13 protein-coding genes, 1 pseudogene and 1 riboswitch are annotated in these 16,789 nt (G+C 74.3%); of the genes and pseudogenes, 8 read left to right on the top strand and 6 right to left on the bottom strand.

The genetic code is table 11. The features are described from left to right. Positions 1 to 46: 46 nt before the first annotated feature. Positions 47 to 109: riboswitch (guanidine-III (ykkC-III) riboswitch) on the bottom strand. A gap of 86 nt (positions 110 to 195) precedes the next feature. Then, positions 196 to 411: a hypothetical protein gene (locus BCL76_RS14405; RefSeq protein WP_109779866.1), complete on the top strand. Its 216-nt coding sequence runs from the start codon at positions 196 to 198 to the stop codon at positions 409 to 411. 205 nt (positions 412 to 616) lie between these two features. After that, positions 617 to 1,456 (top strand): SDR family oxidoreductase, encoded by an 840-nt coding sequence (locus BCL76_RS14400; RefSeq protein ID WP_109779865.1) that lies wholly within the window; start codon positions 617 to 619, stop codon positions 1,454 to 1,456. 34 nt (positions 1,457 to 1,490) lie between these two features. Here the strand turns inward: BCL76_RS14400 and BCL76_RS14395 are convergent, their stop codons facing one another. From BCL76_RS14395 to BCL76_RS38955, 6 genes and pseudogenes are all read right to left on the bottom strand, one after another. Next, positions 1,491 to 1,682, bottom strand: coding sequence for a hypothetical protein (locus tag BCL76_RS14395; RefSeq protein WP_109779864.1), 192 nt, complete (start codon positions 1,680 to 1,682; stop codon positions 1,491 to 1,493). A 235-nt stretch (positions 1,683 to 1,917) separates the two neighbouring features. Then, on the bottom strand, positions 1,918 to 3,102 hold the full coding sequence (locus BCL76_RS14390; RefSeq protein ID WP_109779863.1) for a vWA domain-containing protein: 1,185 nt from the start codon (positions 3,100 to 3,102) through the stop codon (positions 1,918 to 1,920). Positions 3,103 to 3,114: 12 nt separating this feature from the next. After that, the gene (locus tag BCL76_RS14385; protein ID WP_109779862.1) at positions 3,115 to 4,314 is read right to left on the bottom strand and encodes an AAA family ATPase; all 1,200 of its coding nucleotides are present in this window, start codon (positions 4,312 to 4,314) and stop codon (positions 3,115 to 3,117) included. Continuing rightward, complete coding sequence (locus BCL76_RS14380; protein WP_258309652.1) at positions 4,311 to 6,011, bottom strand: ankyrin repeat domain-containing protein; 1,701 nt, start codon at positions 6,009 to 6,011, stop codon at positions 4,311 to 4,313. Before BCL76_RS14380 ends, BCL76_RS14385 begins: the two co-directional genes overlap by 4 nt. Further along, positions 6,008 to 7,144, bottom strand: coding sequence for a gala protein (locus tag BCL76_RS14375; RefSeq protein ID WP_109779948.1), 1,137 nt, complete (start codon positions 7,142 to 7,144; stop codon positions 6,008 to 6,010). Before BCL76_RS14375 ends, BCL76_RS14380 begins: the two co-directional genes overlap by 4 nt. A gap of 74 nt (positions 7,145 to 7,218) precedes the next feature. Beyond that, positions 7,219 to 7,291 (bottom strand): annotated as a pseudogene (locus BCL76_RS38955). Positions 7,292 to 7,667: 376 nt separating this feature from the next. On the opposite strand from BCL76_RS38955, the gene BCL76_RS14370 reads away from it, so the two are divergent. The 6 genes from BCL76_RS14370 to BCL76_RS14345 are packed head-to-tail and all read left to right on the top strand — an operon-like array spanning position 7,668 to position 16,747. Beyond that, positions 7,668 to 8,729 carry a 3-oxoacyl-ACP synthase III family protein gene (locus BCL76_RS14370; protein ID WP_109779861.1) on the top strand — a complete coding sequence of 354 codons (1,062 nt, stop codon included), beginning with the start codon at positions 7,668 to 7,670 and terminating at the stop codon, positions 8,727 to 8,729. Positions 8,730 to 8,732: 3 nt separating this feature from the next. Next, entirely contained in the window at positions 8,733 to 9,668 is a 936-nt protein-coding gene (locus BCL76_RS14365) for a hypothetical protein (RefSeq protein WP_109779860.1), read from the top strand. A 5-nt stretch (positions 9,669 to 9,673) separates the two neighbouring features. Next, positions 9,674 to 11,743: a fatty acid CoA ligase family protein gene (locus tag BCL76_RS39760; protein WP_258309651.1), complete on the top strand. Its 2,070-nt coding sequence runs from the start codon at positions 9,674 to 9,676 to the stop codon at positions 11,741 to 11,743. Next, entirely contained in the window at positions 11,728 to 12,864 is a 1,137-nt protein-coding gene (locus BCL76_RS14355) for an NAD-dependent epimerase/dehydratase family protein (RefSeq protein ID WP_258309650.1), read from the top strand. Before BCL76_RS39760 ends, BCL76_RS14355 begins: the two co-directional genes overlap by 16 nt. Then, entirely contained in the window at positions 12,861 to 16,049 is a 3,189-nt protein-coding gene (locus BCL76_RS40320; protein WP_109779858.1) for a non-ribosomal peptide synthetase, read from the top strand. The genes BCL76_RS14355 and BCL76_RS40320 overlap by 4 nt, the downstream gene beginning before the upstream one ends. Next, positions 16,046 to 16,747, top strand: coding sequence for a formyltransferase family protein (locus BCL76_RS14345; protein WP_109779857.1), 702 nt, complete (start codon positions 16,046 to 16,048; stop codon positions 16,745 to 16,747). Before BCL76_RS40320 ends, BCL76_RS14345 begins: the two co-directional genes overlap by 4 nt. The last annotated feature ends 42 nt before the right edge of the window (positions 16,748 to 16,789 follow it).

Below are 16,789 nucleotides of genomic sequence, written 5' to 3'. Positions count from 1 at the left end.
CGCTGCCCGGGTGCGGACAGCGGAAGGCACTGCTCGTGCAGTACCTCGCGCGTCGTCGTGCGTAACCGGGTACGGCGCATCTCGTCCGGGGCCTTGGACCGGCCGCCGGACAATCTAGCAACGCCGACCGTGGTCCGGGGTGTCCCCCCTCGGTGAACTTCCTCACCCGGTTCCTACACTCGCTCCGTGGACCCGATGAGATGTACGTACTGCGGTGGTGTCGGCCTGGAGCCGGGTTTCGTCGAGGACTCGGGGGAGGGGGCCCGGGGGTACGCCCGCTGGATCGCCGGACCGCTGGAACGCGGGTTGTTCGGCGGAGCCAAACGTCTGGGCAAGCCCCGGCGGCGCATCGAGGCGTACCGCTGCCCGCACTGCGGCCACCTGGAGCTCTTCGCCACCGAATCCGTCTGACGGCCGGGCACAAGCCGGGCGCCGTCCGGCCGCCGGCCGTGGCGGTCCCCGTGCCGCCCGAGCAGGACGTGTCGCGCGCGCCCGTACGTGCGCCCGCGCGCCTCCGCACGCCCCCGCGAGAGGGGATGACCGCGGGCCGCCGTCCCCTGACCATGGCCGTCACACCACCACAGTCCGGGAACGACTCACTCGCCGCGGGGGAACGATGGGACGACGCTGGCTGGTCACGGGATGCTCCTCCGGCCTCGGGAACGCGCTGGCCACGGCCGCCGCCCGGGCCGGGGACGTACTGGCGGTCACCGCCCGCAAGACCGCCGACCTGGAAGACCTTGCCGCCGCCTGGCCCGGCCGCATCGTCCCGATCCCGCTCGAACTGCGGGACGCCGCCTCCTGCGAGGAGGCCGTCCGCGGCGCCGTGGAGCGTCTCGGCGGCATCGACGTCCTCGTCAACAACGCGGGCATCGGACTCTTCGGCGCCGTCGAGGAGGTCTCGGACGACGAGCTGCGCGACCAGTTGGAGACCTTGGTCGTGGGCCCCTGGCGGCTCACCCGGCTCGTCCTGCCGCTGATGCGGGCCCAGGGCCACGGCCACATCGTCAACATCTCCTCCGTGGTGGGCCGGATCGCCTTCCCGGGCCTGGCCGCGTACGTCGCCGGCAAACACGCCCTGGAGGGCATGAGTCAAGCGCTGGCCGTCGAGGCCGCCCCGCACAACATCCGCGTCACGGTGGTGGAGCCGGGCATGTTCGCCACGCGCTACGGCACGTCCATGACGGAGGCGCGCGACCGGATCCCGGCCTACGACATGACCAACCGCGAGATGCTCGAAGGAGCCCGCGGCCTCGCGGAGAACCCCGAGACCGGGCGCCCCGAGGACTTCGCCGCGCGGGTCCTCGACATCGTCGCGGCCCGAAACCCCACACCGCTACGGATCCCGGTCGGCGACGACGCGTACGGCTACCTGGAGCTGGCCGAGCAGGCCTATCGGGAGGAGTTCGCCGCGGCCCGGCTCCTCACGCAGGGACCGCCCCCGCCGTCGGCCTGACGGCGGGGGCGGGGCGGCCCTGGTCGATCCCGGTTCAGGGCGCGTGGTGCTGGATGCCCCGCTGCCCGGGTACCCGGGTCGACCGGGGCGCGCCCGAGCGCCGGTGGTCGACTCGCTGTCGGCGGCCCGGGAAAGGGTTGCGCCGCACACCGGCGCTGGGAGCCGCGATCAGAAGGCCGACAAGCGCGAGGACCGCGACGAGGATGAGCACGGTGGCGAGGTTCATGGTCCTTCCTTTCGTCGAGTGTTGACTTCCTGTCACTACATCTTGTTACCGAATCCCGGGGAGTTAAACACAGAGGGTCACCTGGCCTGCCGTCAAGGACCGTACCAATGACCCCGATCTCTCAACATCAGCCGTGCGTAAGGGCATTCACGCGGAGCGGGAGACGGCAGGGTCACGTCACCGTCGTCGCCCGTCGGGGCAAGGCGTCGGGCGTGTCCGTGGGGGCGCGTCGGGCTCACGGGGTCGGGGTGACGCGTACGGTCTCCACCCAGGACGGGGGCGCCGGTGGGGCGTCGCCCACCAGCGCGGCGATCAGCCGACAGGACGGGGTCTCCTGCGGCCACGGCGTGCACCCGTCGGTCAGCACGACCACGATGTTCGGACGGTCGGGCAGGGCCAGCGCCGCGTCGATGCCGACCCGCATGTCCGTGCCACCGCCACCGGCCAGGGTCACCTCGCCGGCACTGCGCACCCGGGTCACGGCGTGCACGTCGGCGTCGCACGCGAGGACGGCGACCCGGTTGCCGCCGAGGCCGACCTCCCGTAGGACGCCGGTGACTTCGGCGAGGGCGGCCGCGAGGTCGTCCGGGCCCATCGATCCCGAGGTGTCGATGACGACGGCCACCCGCGGCAGCGACCTGCGCAGACTGGGCAGCACCACCCGGCCACCGAGCGCGGGCGTGCGGCGCGAGGGGCGACGGTAGGTGTAGTCCACCGCGCCGGCCGCCCAGGCGGCCGCCTCACGGACCGCTCCCGCCAGAGCCTGGCGCCAGTCGACGGACGGCTCCAGGAGCTCCTCGGCCCATCGGGCCCAGCCCTCGGGGATCCGGCCCCGGGTGCGCCGATGGGCCCGTACGGCCTCGGCGGTCTGCCGGCGCAAGGCTTCGGCCTCCACCGGGCCGACCAGGGCGGGGCCGCCGTCCTCGCCCAGCTCCCACGGTGTGGGGGCGCCGTGCGCGCCGGAACCGCAGTCGGGGCCGTGCGGCGTCGGAGGAATCGCCGACAGGTAGGACTCGAACAGGCCGCCCGTGGGCAGGCCGTAGAGCCGGGGTTCCATCCGGCCCTCGGGCAGGACCAGCCCGTCGGCCAGCAGGTCGTCGTTGATCTCGCAGTCCTGGGCGATGTTGACCCGGACCGGATCGCGCTGGTCCGCGGCGGGCAACCGTTCGGCCCGGCCGTGGTGGTCGCGCAGCAGGTGCGCCACCTCGTGGATCCACACCCCGGCCAACTCGACGACCGGGGTCGCCTCCACGAAGGCCGGCGAGACGTAGCAGCGCCAGTGCCGGTCGACGCCCATGGTGCGTACCTCGGCCGAGGGCACCACGGTCAGGGCGTAGAGCGCGGAAGCCAGGTACGGGCGGGTCTCGGCGGCCTTGTAGCGGGCCGCCAGCAGCTTCGCGCGGTCCAGCTCCGGACGCACGGCGGACCGGGCTCAGTCGCCGCCCGGCAGCGAGCCGGACAGCTGGAGCAGTTCCACGAAGGCGTCGATGCCGGCGGGCACCGGCCAGTCGAGGTCGCGCATCGCGGCGAGGTCGGCGGCGGCCCGGGCGGCGACGTCGGGCACACCCGCGTCCACCGCCTTGGCCAGGACCGCCCAGCCCGCCTCCCAGCGAGGATGGGTGAGCTCGCTCTGCACGGCCGCGACCACGGCGATCAGGAAGGCCAGTTGCCGGTCGCCACGCTCGGGCAGGGCGAAGGCGTCGGGGTCGGCCAGCACCCGGTCCGGGTCGGGCAGGTCGAGGTGTTCGAGGTACGAGAGCAGTTCGATCCCGGCGGCCTCGCCCACGGCCCCGATGAGGGCGGCGGCCAGCGCCTCCCGGCCCGACGAGGCCGCGTACCCCGTGGCCAGCAACCGCAGGGCCATCTCCCAGGTGCGCGGGGACGGCCAGCCGCGGCCCCGCCCGGCGGCCTCGGCCGGCATGTGGTGGACCAGGCCCGGCCGGGCGGTGAGGAAGCCGGAGACGGCACCGCGGGCCCGGGCGACCGCACCGGAGGCCCTCGCCGGGTCGACGGTCGGGATCGCCACCTCGGGCCAGGTACCGGCCATGCCGCGGGCCACGGTACGCGGGTTGTGCGTCCAGTCGAGGTGGACGAAGCGGTTCGCGAGCGGCGGGCTGAGGTGCCAGCCGTCCGCGGCACTGGCCGGCGGATTGGCCGCGGCCACGATCCGTACCGCCGCCGGCAGTTCGAGGCTGCCGACCCGGCGTTCCAGGACCACGCGCAGCAGGGCCGCCTGCACGGCCGGCGGGGCGGAGGACAGCTCGTCGAAGAACAGCAGCCCGTGGCCGGTGCGGGCCAGGCGCACCGCCCAGTCCGGCGGGGCCATCGGGACACCCGTGGTGGCGGGGTCGTCGCCGACGATGGGCAGCCCCGCGAAGTCGGACGGCTCGTGCACGCTGGCGATCACGGTCTCCAGCGGTACGCCGAGCGCGGTGGCGAGCTGCTCCATACCGGCGGACTTGCCGATGCCCGGCTCACCCCACAGCAGGACGGGCTGGTTGGCCGTCACGGCCAGTGCCAGCGCTTCCAGTTGGGGGTTGGTGGCGGGCTCGGTACGGGTGGCGCTCAGCCGGGCACCGAGGGCGTCGGCGGCGGCCAGGGCCCGGGCGGGCAGCGGCCGGGTGGCACTCATGCGTCGTCGTCCTCTCCGCCTTCGTCCCCGCCGTCCTCGTCGCCGTCTTCCTCGTCCTCCCAGTACTCCATGTACTCGTCGAACCAGTCCGCGCCGACGTCCGGGAACTCCTCGTCGACGCGTTCCCGCAGGAAGGTGAGGTCGGTGCGCTTGTAGCGGAGGATCTCCTGGGAGACGGACAGGTCCATCTCGTCCATGACGTCGATCCGGGAGCCGGCCGCCAGCAGGGCCTTGACCAGGTCCACCGAGCCACCCCAGTGAACGGCCGACAGGAGCGGGGTGCGGTACGCCTTGTCCCGCGCCTCCAGGTCGAGCCCGGCCGCCAACAGTCGGGGCAGCAGCACCTCGTGGTCGAGCAGGTGGAGCGCGTGCAGCAGCCCGCGATGGCGGCCGTCCCGGATCCGGGGGTCCACCCCCGAGTCCAGCATCGCCACGACACCGGGGGCGTCGCCGTGCTGGACGCGCAGGAAGAACGCGTGCCGCTGCGCCCGGAGGCCGCGCGGCAGCCGCCCCTCGCCCGTGGTCCAGGACTGCTGCGCCGCGAAGCACCCCGAGACCGCACCGCCGAACGCCCGCATGGCGCGCTCCCGTTGCTGTTCCTCGGCGGTGTGCGGCACCTCGAGTACGCCGCTTCGCGAGCGCACCTCGTGCCACCCGCCGCGGCAGCGCACCCGTACCGGCCCACTGTCCGTGGCGGGGCCGGGCGGGCCCACCGCCGGGCCGGCGCCGGGGAACAGCGCGGTGGCCACCAGCGGGTGGAGCTCGCGGGGCGAGATCCGGCCGGTCCGCACCAGTTCGAGGTCGGGCAGCCGCTGCCAGGCGTACCGGGGCAGGGCGGGCAGGGAGGTCGCCTCGGCCTGCTGGACGACGCGGGCCCGGAGCCGGCCGGGACCGACGTGCTCCAGGACGAGCGAAGTGGGCCAGGCGGCCGTGAGCCGGTACCGGTCGCCCGCACCGGCCGCCACGAGCCGCGTCACCTCCGGCGCGATCCGCGTGAGGTCGGCGGGCAGGTGCGCGAGGACGGCCTCCGGGTGCACCGGGCGCTGGTACTGCTGCACCGGGGGGACCGTCAGGTCGCACGAGATGCCGGCGGCCTCGTAGGCGCCGACCGTGTCTCCGGCCAACCGTAGTTGCGCGATCCGCTCGGCGAGTCCGTCCGGTTCGGCGAAGCGCGCACCGAGCTCGTCGGCGTGGCGGACGTCCCAGAACGGCCGCATGGCCGTCCAGTGCTCCGGGACGAAACCGCGTCCTGTGTACTTGTTCCGCTCGACGACGACGGGCGCGCAGTGCAGGCGCAACCGCTGCGAACCCTCGGTCATGACAGGCGTGGTCACCGACAGGGCCGGCCCACCGGGCCCGCCGTACGAGGCGAGCACGATCCGCAGATCGGGGGCGATGGTGGTACGGCCGCCCAGGAACCGCGGCAGGTGCCAGCGCAGCAGGTCCGGGGCGAGGTGGAGCAGGTCCTGCGCCACGGCCTCGGCCACCTCGGCGCCGTACCGCGCTTCGAGCTCGGGCAGCTCGAAGGACACGTCCACGGCGGCGGCCGCGCAGGCCGCCCGCCAGTCACCGGCCAGCCGGTGCGCCGTGGCCCGCTCGATCATCCAGCCGGGCACCGCGTAACGGCGGATCCGCTGCCATGCCGGGCCGTCCTCCTGCCGGAAACCGCCGCGCAGTTCGGCCTCGGTCAGGCTCACCGGTACACACTGCCGATGGCGCGCACGTCCGGGTGCGCCTCCCGGGCGGGACGCAGCCGTTCGGTGAAGGAGCGCTTCACCCTGCGGGGCAGCCCGGGGCCCAGGCCGACGTACTCCAGGGCGCTGTCCGCGGGCACCGCCGCGAGCAGGCTCTTCGCACCGCGCCCGGTGAGGCCGGTGTGGCGCAGCTCCAGTCGACGCAGCGGGCTGCCGGGCAGGGCCGCGGCCAAGGCGTACGCCCCTTCGTCGCCGGGGTGGTTGCCGGGGGAGCCGAGGCTGCGCTCCGACAGGGTCCGGCCGAGGTCGAGCGCCTCGATCCCGCCGAGGGAGGCGGCCAGCGCACGGGCTCCGGCGGCGCCGATCCCGTTGCCGCCGAGCCCGAGGCGGACCGGGTGCGGCGAGTCGGCCGCGGCCGCCGCGAGGGTCGCGGCGCCCTCGTCGCCGAGGTGGTTGGCGGGGGCGTACAGCTCGCGTACGCCGGCCTCCCGGATCAGGGCGGCCAGGAGCGGGGCGGCGTCGGGGCCGAGGCCGTTGCCGCCGAGGAAGAGCCGTTCCAGGGGCTGCTCGCGCTCCGACAGGGCGTCGAGCAGCAGGCGCACACCCTCGGCGCCGATCCCGGTGTTGACCAGGTCCAGGGTGCGCAGGGTGGTGTTGCGGCGCAGCAGCGCGGCCAGGGTGCGGGCCCCGTCCACGAAGAGCGGGTTGCGCTTGAGCCAGAGGGCGCGGACGTCCGTGTCGTCGCCGAGGGCGCCGGCGAGGGCGCCCACCCCGTCGGGGCCGATCCGGTTGCAGCCGAGGTAGAGGGTGTGCAGCCCGTGGTCGCCCACGAGCGCCTCGGCAAGCGTGCCGGCGCCCGTGTCGCCGATGGCGTTGGTGCCGAGGAGCAGGTGCCTGGCGTGCGTCGAGGTCGCGGCGACCGGCAGCAGTCGGGCCGCGCCGGCCGGGCCGAGCCCCTGCTTGCACAGGTCGACGCGACCGTCGGTGCGCAGGGTGCCGAGCGGGAAGGTCTCGTCGGTCTCGACGGGCCGGTCCGCGGCGAGTCGGGCGAGCAGCGGGTCGAGGCGCGCCGGATCGGCCTGTGGCAGGTCGGGGTGCTCGATCGCGGGGCACCGTACGGGTGTCGGCTGTGTCATCACCACTCCACCGGTTTCATTCGCCGGTGCCCGGCGTCCATCACGACTTGACGAGAGAATTGCGGAAGTAGACGCAAGACCGGTCGGATTCGAACCGACGTCCTCCAGCTCGATGCGTGGGCGCGACGACCTCTGCGCTACGGCCTTGCTGCGCGTGATCATACCCGTGCGGTGGCCGGGAATCGATCGCCAGTTTGGCCGGTCTCGCGACCGCCGAGGTCGAACCCGGTCACGTCCCGCCAGGTGGACCGGGTGGTTCCGGACAGGTTTTCGAGCCCGGGAGTCCTGCGAAGAGGGGCGGAAGCTCAGATTCTGCTTGATGTCGCGGTGGCGGCGAGCGTCGATGGATGGCCGATATTCGACCGTATGTTCCGGATTTGCGAAGCCCCGACACATCGCCGACATCTCCGTACGCTACGGTAACTTGACTGTCCGTTATTCCCGGACACTCCTTGAATCCCTCTGTCAACCACCGCCCAGGCACTCCCATGCTCGCGGCGGACCGCCACGGAGAGCGACACACATGAGCACCGCCACCGCATACAGCCGAATAGAAGCCTTAGGCATCCGCCTTCCGGCAGCAGTCCAGACCACCCCGCAACTCGCCGCCCTGGTCCCGGGGCTGGGGGACGTGGACATCGAGAAGATCACCGGGATCACCGAGCGACGCGTGTACGACCCCGAACCGGCCGCCGGCGAGGACTCGTTCGGACTGGCCCTGGCCGCCGCCCGGAACGCGCTGGAGTCCTCCCGCTACGAGGCCGCCGACCTCGACATCGTCATCTCCGCGTCGATCACCCGCTTCAAGGACGGCAGCCGCTTCACCTTCGAGCCGTCCTTCGCCGCGACGCTGGCCGGGGAGCTGGGCGCACGCTCCGCCATCCACTTCGACGTCTCCAACGCCTGTGCCGGAATGATGACCGGCGTGTGGCTGCTCGACCGGATGATCCGCTCCGGTGCCGTGCGGCGCGGGCTGGTCGTCAGCGGCGAGCAGGCGAGCCGTGTCGCGCAGACCGCCGCACGCGAGATGGCCGACTCCTACGACCCGCAGTTCGCCTCGCTCTCCGTCGGCGACTCGGCGGCCGCGGTCGTCCTGGACGTCTCCGTCGACGACGCCGACCGCATCCACTACATCGAGCTCATGACCTGCTCCGAGTACTCCCACCTGTGCATGGGCATGCCCAGTGACCGCACCCCGGGCATCGCGCTCTACACGGACAACAAGAAGATGCACAACCGCGACCGGCTCAAGCTGTGGCCACGGTTCCACGGGGACTTCTTGGCCAAGCGGGGGCGGGCGTTCGCCGCCGAGGAGTTCGACCACGTCATCCAGCACCAGGTCGGCACCCGTTTCATCGACTACGTCAACCAGACGGCCGAGGCCGAGTTCGGCACCCCGATGCCCGACTCGCTCTCCGTCGTGGAGCGGTACGGGAACACCGCCACCACCTCGCACTTCCTGACGCTGTGCGAGCACCTCAGGGCGGGCGGCGCCCGTCCCGGGGCCAAGTACCTGCTGGTGCCGGCCGCCTCCGGCGTGGTCACCGGTGCCCTGTCCGCGACGCTCACGAACGTGGGGGTGTGAGCCATGGGCATGGTCATCACAGCGGCCGCGACCGCACTGCCCGACAGGTCCGCCCCGGCCTCCGTCGTGGACCTCGCCGGCCGGGCCGCCCGCGGCGCCCTGGCGCGCGCACAGGTACCGGCCTCCTCGATCGGCACCCTCATCAACGTCGGTGTCTACCGGGAGCACAACACCTTCGAACCGGCCATGGCGGCCCTGGTCCAGAAGGAGGTCGGCATCAACCTCGACTACATCGCCGACCCCGAACCGGCCGCGGGCTTCTCCTTCGACCTGATGAACGGAGCCTGTGGCGTGCTGGGCGCCGTCCAGGTGGGCCAGGCCCTGCTGGACACGGGGAGCACCGAACGGCTGCTGATCACGGCCGCCGACGTCCACCCCGGCGGCGACGCGACGCGTGACGCCGACTACCCGTACGCGGACCTGGCCGGCGCCTTCCTGCTGGAGCGCAGCGCCGACCCCGAGGCCGGGTTCGGCCCGGTCCGGCACTACACCGCCGATCGGCCCACCGACGTCGAGGGCTACCTCGACACCGCCACCATGGGCCGGTACGGGCGGTCCACGATCACCGTCCGGCGCGAGCCGGACCACGCCGAGCGCCTCGGCGAGTTCGCGGCGCGGGCCGTCGCCGACTACGCGCGGGAGTTCGACATCGACCTCGGCGAGACGCTGGTGATCGGCCCGCACGCGACCGCCGACGACGTCGAGGCCCAGGGGGAGCCGCACACCGCGGCGCCGGTCCTCGGCTACCTCCGGGCGACGGACGGCGTACGCCACGCCGAGGACCGCGACGAGCGCGAGCGCGAGCGCGAACCCGAGCCCGAGCACGAGCGCGACGAGTTCGAGCACGACCGCGCCCGGGACTACGACCAGTTCCTGTTCGTGTCGGTCGGCGCCGGCCCCAGCGCGGCGTGCGCCCTCTACCGGCCCGAGGGGCGGTGAGCCCCGTGCCGCAGACGAGGTCCACGGCGGACCCGACCGTCGAGCTACCGGACGGCTTCACGGACGGCGTCGCCGGATGGCTGGAGCGCAACGCCCGCGCCTTTCCCGAGAAGCCGGCCGTCATCCACCCCGACGGCCGTGGCTCCGGCGGCTACAGCACGCTCACCTACGGCGAGTTGCAGGACACGGTCGAGGAACTGGCCCACGGATTCCGGCACGCCGGGATCACCCGGGGCACGCGAACCGTGTTGATGGCCCCTCCTGGGCCCGAGCTGTTCGCCCTCTGCTTCGCGCTGTTCCGGGTCGGGGCCGTGCCCGTCGTCGTGGATCCCGGTATGGGTGTCCGGCGCATGCTGCACTGCTACCGGGCCGTGGGCGCCGAGGCGTTCATCGGGCCGCCCCTCGCCCAACTCGTACGCGTCCTGGGCCGCCGTACCTTCGCCGGGGTACGGGTACCCGTCACCCTGGGGCGGCGCCGGCTGGGTCGCGGCCACACGCTGGCCGCGCTGCGCGCCATCCCCGCGAACGCCATCCCCGCGAGCGGCGGGCCGGTGGACACGGCGCCGCCGACCGGTGGGGACGACCTGCTGATGATCGGCTTCACCACCGGAAGCACGGGCCCCGCCAAGGGAGTCGAGTACACCCACCGCATGGCGCTGTCCATCGCCCGCCGGATAGAGGCCGTCCACGGGCGCACCCGCGACGACGTCTCCCTGGTCACCCTGCCCTTCTACGGGGTGCTCGACCTGGTCTACGGATCCACGCTGGTCCTCGCGCCGCTGGCGCCCGCCCGGGTCGCCCAGGCGGATCCCGCCCTGCTCGTGGACGCGCTGGAACGATTCCGCGTCACCACCATGTTCGCCTCGCCCGCCCTGCTGCGGAACCTGGCCGGACACCTCACCGGCGCCGCCCGCGGCCGCCACCCGCTGCCCGACCTCCGGTGCGTCGTCTCCGGCGGGGCCCCGGTACCCGACGCGGTCGTGGCCGCGCTGCGCTCCGTCCTCGACGAGAAGGCGCGCATCCATGTGACGTACGGGGCCACGGAGGTACTGCCGATCACCTCGATCGAGGCGGCCGAGATCCTCGGCGACGAGGACGTCGACACCGCCCGCGAGGGCGCGGTCACGGCGACCGGTACCGCGGCCGGCGCCGCCGCGGGCGAAGGGACCTGTGTCGGCCGGCCCGTCCCCGGCACCCGGGTGGCCATCGCCCCCGTCACCGACGGCCCGCTCGCCCGGTTCGACCCGGCGGCCGGCCTGCCGGCCGGGCGCGTCGGCGAGATCCTGGTCCAGGGCGACTCCGTCAGCCGGCGCTACCACCGCGCACCCGACTCCGACGCCGCGCACAAGGCGACCGAGGAGCGCCCCGACGGCGCGACGCCCCTGGTCTGGCACCGGACCGGTGACCTGGGCCACCTCGACGCCGAAGGACGCCTGTGGTTCTGCGGACGCGCCGCGCAGCGGGTCCGCACCGGCCACCGGGACCTGTACACCGTGCGCTGCGAGGGGGTCTTCAACGCCCATCCGCTGGTCCGGCGCACCGCCCTGGTCGGCATCGGACCGGCCGGCGCGCAACGGCCCGTCGTCTGCGTGGAGACCGAGACCGGGGCGGACGGGGCGGAACTCGACGAAGCCGCCTGGACGCGGCTGGTCGCCGAGCTGCGCACCATGGCAACGGCGCAGGCCGCGACCACCGGCCTGAAGGAGTTCCTGCGCCACCCCGGCTTCCCCGTGGACATCCGGCACAACGCCAAGATCGGCCGCGAGGAGCTCGCCCGTTGGGCCGAGCGGCAGCAGGCCCGGCCCGCGTCTTCCACCGGTCGGCGGGCGGCCCGGATCGTGCCGATCGCCGGATGGGCGTACCTCGTCGGCGGGTCGGTGTGGGCCGCCGCCGGGGAAGTCCCCGACCTTCCGGTGCTGCGGTGGCTGTGGTGGGCCGACGCCTTCCTCAGCATCGGGGTGCACGCCGCGCAGATCCCGCTCGCGTTGCCGCGCGGCCGGGAGGCCGGCCACGGGACCGCCTCGGTGGTCCGCAACACCATGCTCTACGGCGCGACCTGGTGGCGGACGCTGTGAAGATCCTGGTCACCGGAGCATCCGGATTCCTGGGCGGGCACCTCGTCGACGGTGCCCTGCGCCAAGGCCATCAGGTCCGCGCCCTGGTCCGTCCCGGCCGTGCCGCCGTACGCCTGGGCTCCCTGCCCGGCGTCGAGGTCGTCACCGGGGACCTCACCGACGGGGAGTCGCTCCAGCGGGCGGCACAGGGCTGCGAAGCGGTCCTGCACAGCGCGGCACGGGTCGTCGACCACGGCAGCCGCGCGCAGTTCGAGGCCGCCAACGTCAGCGGCACACAGCGGCTGTTGGCGGCGGCGCGGTCGGCGGGGGCGCGGCGGTTCGTCTTCGTCTCCAGCCCGAGCGCGCTGATGCGGGTACGGGAGGGCGACCGACTCGGCATCGACGAGAGCACCCCGTACCCGCGACGGTGGTTCAACCACTACTGCGAGACGAAGGCGATCGCCGAGCAACACGTACGGGCGGCCGACGGGCCGGAGTTCACCACCTGCGCCCTGCGTCCGCGCGGCATCTGGGGGCCGCGCGACCACGCCGGATTCCTGCCGCGCATGGTCGACGCCATGCGCGCGGGCCGACTGCCCGACCTGTCGGGCGGCAAACCGGTGCTGGTCTCGCTCTGCCACGTCGACAACGCGGTGGACGCCTGCCTGCGGGCCGCGCACGCGCCCGCCGGGCGGGTCGGCGGCAAGGCCTACTTCGTCGCGGACCGCGAGGAGACCGACCTGTGGCCCTTCCTGGCCCGGGTCGGAGCCCTCTTCGACTGCCCGCCGCCCGCCCCGCGCATCCCGCTCCGCCTCGGCCGCGCTCTGGCCGCGGCCGTCGAGACGGGCTGGCACCTGCGCCACCGCTCCGCCGCCGGCGGTACGGACGCGAGTCCGCCCCTGAGCCGCTACATGATGGCGCTGCTGACCCGCTCGGCGACGTACGACACCTCCGCCGCCCGCGAGGACTTCGGCTACGCGGCTCCGCGCACCCAGGCCGACGGGCTGCGAGCACTGGGGGAGTGGGTGACGGAGGTGGGCGGTGTCGCCGCCTGGACCGCCGGCCCGGCCGCCCCCACCGACGCCGCCGTACCGGCCCGCTCCGGCCCCGGCCCCACCGAACAAGGGAACACGCAGTCATGACGCCCCATCAGGTCGGTGCCGGTACCGACGTCGATCTCCGCACCGGTGCGGACACCCGCTACCGGCGCCCGGTGTCGCCCACCGAACGCCTCTACCTTTCCGCCGGGGACCCCCGCGGGGCCATGGCCCTGCGCATCGTCGTCGAGGGCGAGGGCGTACCCGATGCCGAGGACGTCCGGGCGGCCGTGGCGCGGGCCGCCGAGTCCTGCCCGGGATCACGGCTCGTGCGCGCCGGCGCGATGTGGACCGTCGGGGGGCCGCCGCCGCAGGTGCGGTACGACGTACCGCGCGCCGGTGCGTACACCGACTCGGCTCCCGGAACGGTCGAATTGCCCGCCGGACCCTCGCGGCGGGCGGAGCCGCCGGGCTGCGAACTGCTGATCGTGCCCGGGACGGGCGGGGCGGGCGGGGCGGGCGGGGCGGGCGGGACGGGGACCACCACCCTCGTCTTCAGCGCCTCGCACGCCATGATGGACGGCCACGGCGCCCTGACCTGGGTACGGGAGGTCTTCCGGGCCCTGCGCGGCGAGCCCGCCCGGCCCGCCCTCGACGCGGACACCGACGCCGGACTGCTGCGCCGGCTCGGCAGCACCCGGGCGCGGCCCACGCCGACGCCTCCCCGGCGCTCCCCGCTCGGCTCGGCCGACGGCGCCGGGCGCCCGCTCCGGACGCTGTGGCTGCGCCGCACCCTGCCCGGCCGCCACTCCGCGCTCACCGCCCGCCTCGCCCAGGCCCTGGCCGACGCCACCCGACTCGACACCCGTGTCATGGTCCCCGTCGACCTGCGCCGCCACCGCCCCGGGATCGCGGCCACCGGCAACCTGAGCCTGCCGCTGTTCCTGGACCTGCGCCCCGGGGCCGACTGGACGGCCGCGCACACCTCCCTGCTGGCCGCCCTGGCCGAGGACCGTGAACTCGCCGCCGGCTTCGAAACGGCCCTCGCGCCGCTGCCCCGGCCGGTGACCGCCGCTCTGCTGCGCACCGCCCAGGCCGTGGCCTCACGTACCGACCGGCACCTCGCCTCGGCCGTCGTCTCCCATCTCGGCCGGCTGGACCCGGCGGAGTTCTCCGGCGGCGGCTTCACGGCGTCCACGGCCTACGCCCTGCCGGTGCACGCCCCCCTGGTTCCGCTCTCCCTGGTCGCCGCCGAGACCGAGACGGCGACCGAGATCACCCTGGGCGTCCGTGGCGCGGGTCCGGACCTCGCCGCCCGTGCGGGGCAGTTGCTGGACATGGTCCTGGCCGGCCTCGCCGCCACGGCCGCCGTGGCCACGGGCCCCGCACCACGCACCGCGCACCCCGCTCCGCCCGTGCCCGCACCGGCCGTGCCCGCACCGGCCGCCGTCGCGGTCCCGGCGGTCCCGGCGGTACCCGAGGGCACCGTCGTGGACGCCTTCCGTGCCCAGGTCGCCCGCACCCCCGACGCGCCCGCGCTCGACGGGCCCGAGGGCGTGGTCACGTACGCAGAACTTGACCGACGTTCCGATGCCGTCGCGGCCGGGCTCCGGCACCGCGGCGTAGGACGCGAGGACCTGGTGGGACTGGTCGTCGACCGCACGTCCGCCGGTGTGGCCGCCCTGTGGGGCATCCTCAAGGCGGGCGCCGCCTACGTGCCGCTCGACCCCGGCCATCCCGGCGTACGGATCGGCGAGATCCTCCAGGCCGCCGCCGTCGACGTCTGCCTGACCCGACGCCACCTCGCCGAGGATCTCGCCCCGTTCGTCCCCGGCACCCTGCTCACCGTCGAGGAACTGCTCGACAGCCCGGCCACCGAGCCGGACGCGGTGGCGGACGTGCGGCCCGCGGACCTCGCGTACGTCATCCACACCTCCGGTTCCACCGGGCGCCCCAAGGGCGTGCAGATCGAGCACGGCAGCCTCATGGGATTCGTCCGCTGGATGACCGAGGTCTGCCACGTCACCGGGCGTACGCGCTTCGGCTTCGCCTCCTCCTACGCCTTCGACATCTCGTGCTTCCCGCTCTTCCTGCCGCTGTCGGCCGGCGGCACGGTCGTCCTCGCCCCCGGTCCGCCCTCGCCCGCCACGCTGCGCGAACTCGTCGCCGGACACCGTGCGGACACCCTCGCGCTCACGCCCTCCCACCTCGCCCTGCTCGGCGCCGCGGGCGGCGGCCCCGAGCACCGCCTGCGCACCCTGCTGCTGGGCGGCGAGCCCCTCACCCCCACCGCCGTACGCTCCGCGCACGCCGTCTTCGGGGCCGACTGCCGTGTGATCAACGGGTACGGGCCCACCGAGGCGACCGTCGCCGTACTCGCCCACACCGTGGACGGGGCGGAGAGCGGCGCCACCGTCCCGATCGGCCTCCCCGGCCCGTACGCCCAGGTCGACCTCGTCACCGAGAACGGCGAGACCATCGGCGCCGGACCGGGCGACGCCGGCCGCACCGGCGAGATCGTCGTACGCGGGGTCCAGGTGGCCCGTGGCTACCTCGGTCCGCCCGACGGCCGTCCCTCACCCTTCACCACCGGCCCGGACGGCGTCCGGGCCTACCGCACCGGTGATCTCGGACGCCGACTGGCCGACGGATCGGTCGAGTTCGCCGGGCGCATCGACGAGCAGGTGAAGATCGCCGGGCACCGCGTCGATCCCGCGGAGGTCGTCGCCGCCCTCGAAGCGCACCCGGCCGTGCACCGCGCCGTCGTGGTACCCCGCCGCCGCCCGCACTCCACGACGACCGTGCTCTGCGCGTACGTACTGCCGCACGCCGCCGATCCCGCGGAACGCGGGGACCTGGGTGGCGCCCTGCGCACCGAACTGGCCCGGACGCTTCCCGCGTACCTCGTCCCCGCCCACGTCGTGGTGATCGACGCCCTGCCGAGCACGGTCAGCGGCAAGACCGATCTCGCCGCCTTCCCCGACCCGTTCACCCACTCCGCGCCGGCGGCGGCCGCGGCCGCGCCCGTCACCCTGGACGCACGTGTCAGACAGCACTGGGCGGAGGTCCTCGGCGTCGACGGGGCACTGCTGTCGGCCGAATCGGACTTCCACGCCCTCGGCGGAGATTCCTTGGCCCTCGTCGAGATGCTCGCCGCCGTCTCCTCGGACCTGCTCACCCCCGATCAGGCCCGACAGTTCACCGGCCGTCTCGACTGCCTGGTAAGGGACCTGACCCTCGGACAGGTCTGCGAGCACCTGACCGCCGCCCGCGAGGAGGCATCGGCATGATCTTCGTCGGGGAAGGAGCCCTGCTCCGCCGCGCCGTCACCCACGCGGCCGGCCACGGCCACCCGGTCGACCTGGTCTGCTCCGCCGACCCGCTGGACGCCGCGGCCGCCGACGCCCCCCACCTCGCGGCGGCCGACGTCAACGCCCACGCCGACACGCTCTCCCGGGCCGCTACCGACGGCATCGTGTGGTCCCTCAACAACCGGCAGATCTTCCGGGAACCCCTGCTCCGGGCCGAGGGTCTGCGCATCGTCAACATCCACAACGGGCTGCTGCCGCGGCATCGCGGACTGCCCTCCGTGGCCGTCCTGTTCGCCCTGCTGAACGGCGACACCGAGTACGGCGCCACCGCGCACGAGGTCGACGCGGGCATCGACACCGGTCCGGTCCTGGCCGAGCGCCGTTTCCCCATCGGGCCCGAGGACCGCTACCACCACGTCATGCTCCGCGGCATCCGCGCCTGCCAGGCGCTGTTCGAGCAGATCCTCCCGGTGGTCGCGGCAGGGACGGCCCACCCCGAACCCGTCGCGGCGGCCGAACCGTCCGCGTACTACGGCCTGCGGGCGCTGGACCGGCTCCACACCTACCGTGACCATCCCGCCTATCCCCGCGCCACCGACCTCGGTCCTTTCGCCGCCCACGCGCCCGAGGTCACCCGGGCTCTGCTCGGGTCGCCCGCACCGGCTTCCTCTTCTTGAGGCCGCCTCGGGCCCGTTCGGCAACGGGCCCGGCGGGTGCGG

It is taken from the genome of Streptomyces sp. CG 926 (genome assembly GCF_003148825.1).
Taxonomy (GTDB): domain Bacteria; phylum Actinomycetota; class Actinomycetes; order Streptomycetales; family Streptomycetaceae; genus Streptomyces.
Note: the sequence above shows the minus strand (reverse complement) of the source record. Positions and strands in the feature narration are given on the sequence as shown.

Bases quoted from the DNA above. Each gene is read 5' to 3' on its own strand.
- BCL76_RS14405 (WP_109779866.1), top strand. From the start codon at position 196: ATGAGATGTACGTACTGCGGTGGTGTCGGCCTGGAGCCGGGTTTCGTC.
- BCL76_RS14400 (WP_109779865.1), top strand. From the start codon at position 617: ATGGGACGACGCTGGCTGGTCACGGGATGCTCCTCCGGCCTCGGGAAC.
- BCL76_RS14395 (WP_109779864.1), bottom strand. From the start codon at position 1,682: ATGAACCTCGCCACCGTGCTCATCCTCGTCGCGGTCCTCGCGCTTGTC.
- BCL76_RS14385 (WP_109779862.1), bottom strand. From the start codon at position 4,314: ATGAGTGCCACCCGGCCGCTGCCCGCCCGGGCCCTGGCCGCCGCCGAC.
- BCL76_RS14375 (WP_109779948.1), bottom strand. From the start codon at position 7,144: ATGACACAGCCGACACCCGTACGGTGCCCCGCGATCGAGCACCCCGAC.
- BCL76_RS14370 (WP_109779861.1), top strand. From the start codon at position 7,668: ATGAGCACCGCCACCGCATACAGCCGAATAGAAGCCTTAGGCATCCGC.
- BCL76_RS14365 (WP_109779860.1), top strand. From the start codon at position 8,733: ATGGGCATGGTCATCACAGCGGCCGCGACCGCACTGCCCGACAGGTCC.
- BCL76_RS40320 (WP_109779858.1), top strand. From the start codon at position 12,861: ATGACGCCCCATCAGGTCGGTGCCGGTACCGACGTCGATCTCCGCACC.
- BCL76_RS14345 (WP_109779857.1), top strand. From the start codon at position 16,046: ATGATCTTCGTCGGGGAAGGAGCCCTGCTCCGCCGCGCCGTCACCCAC.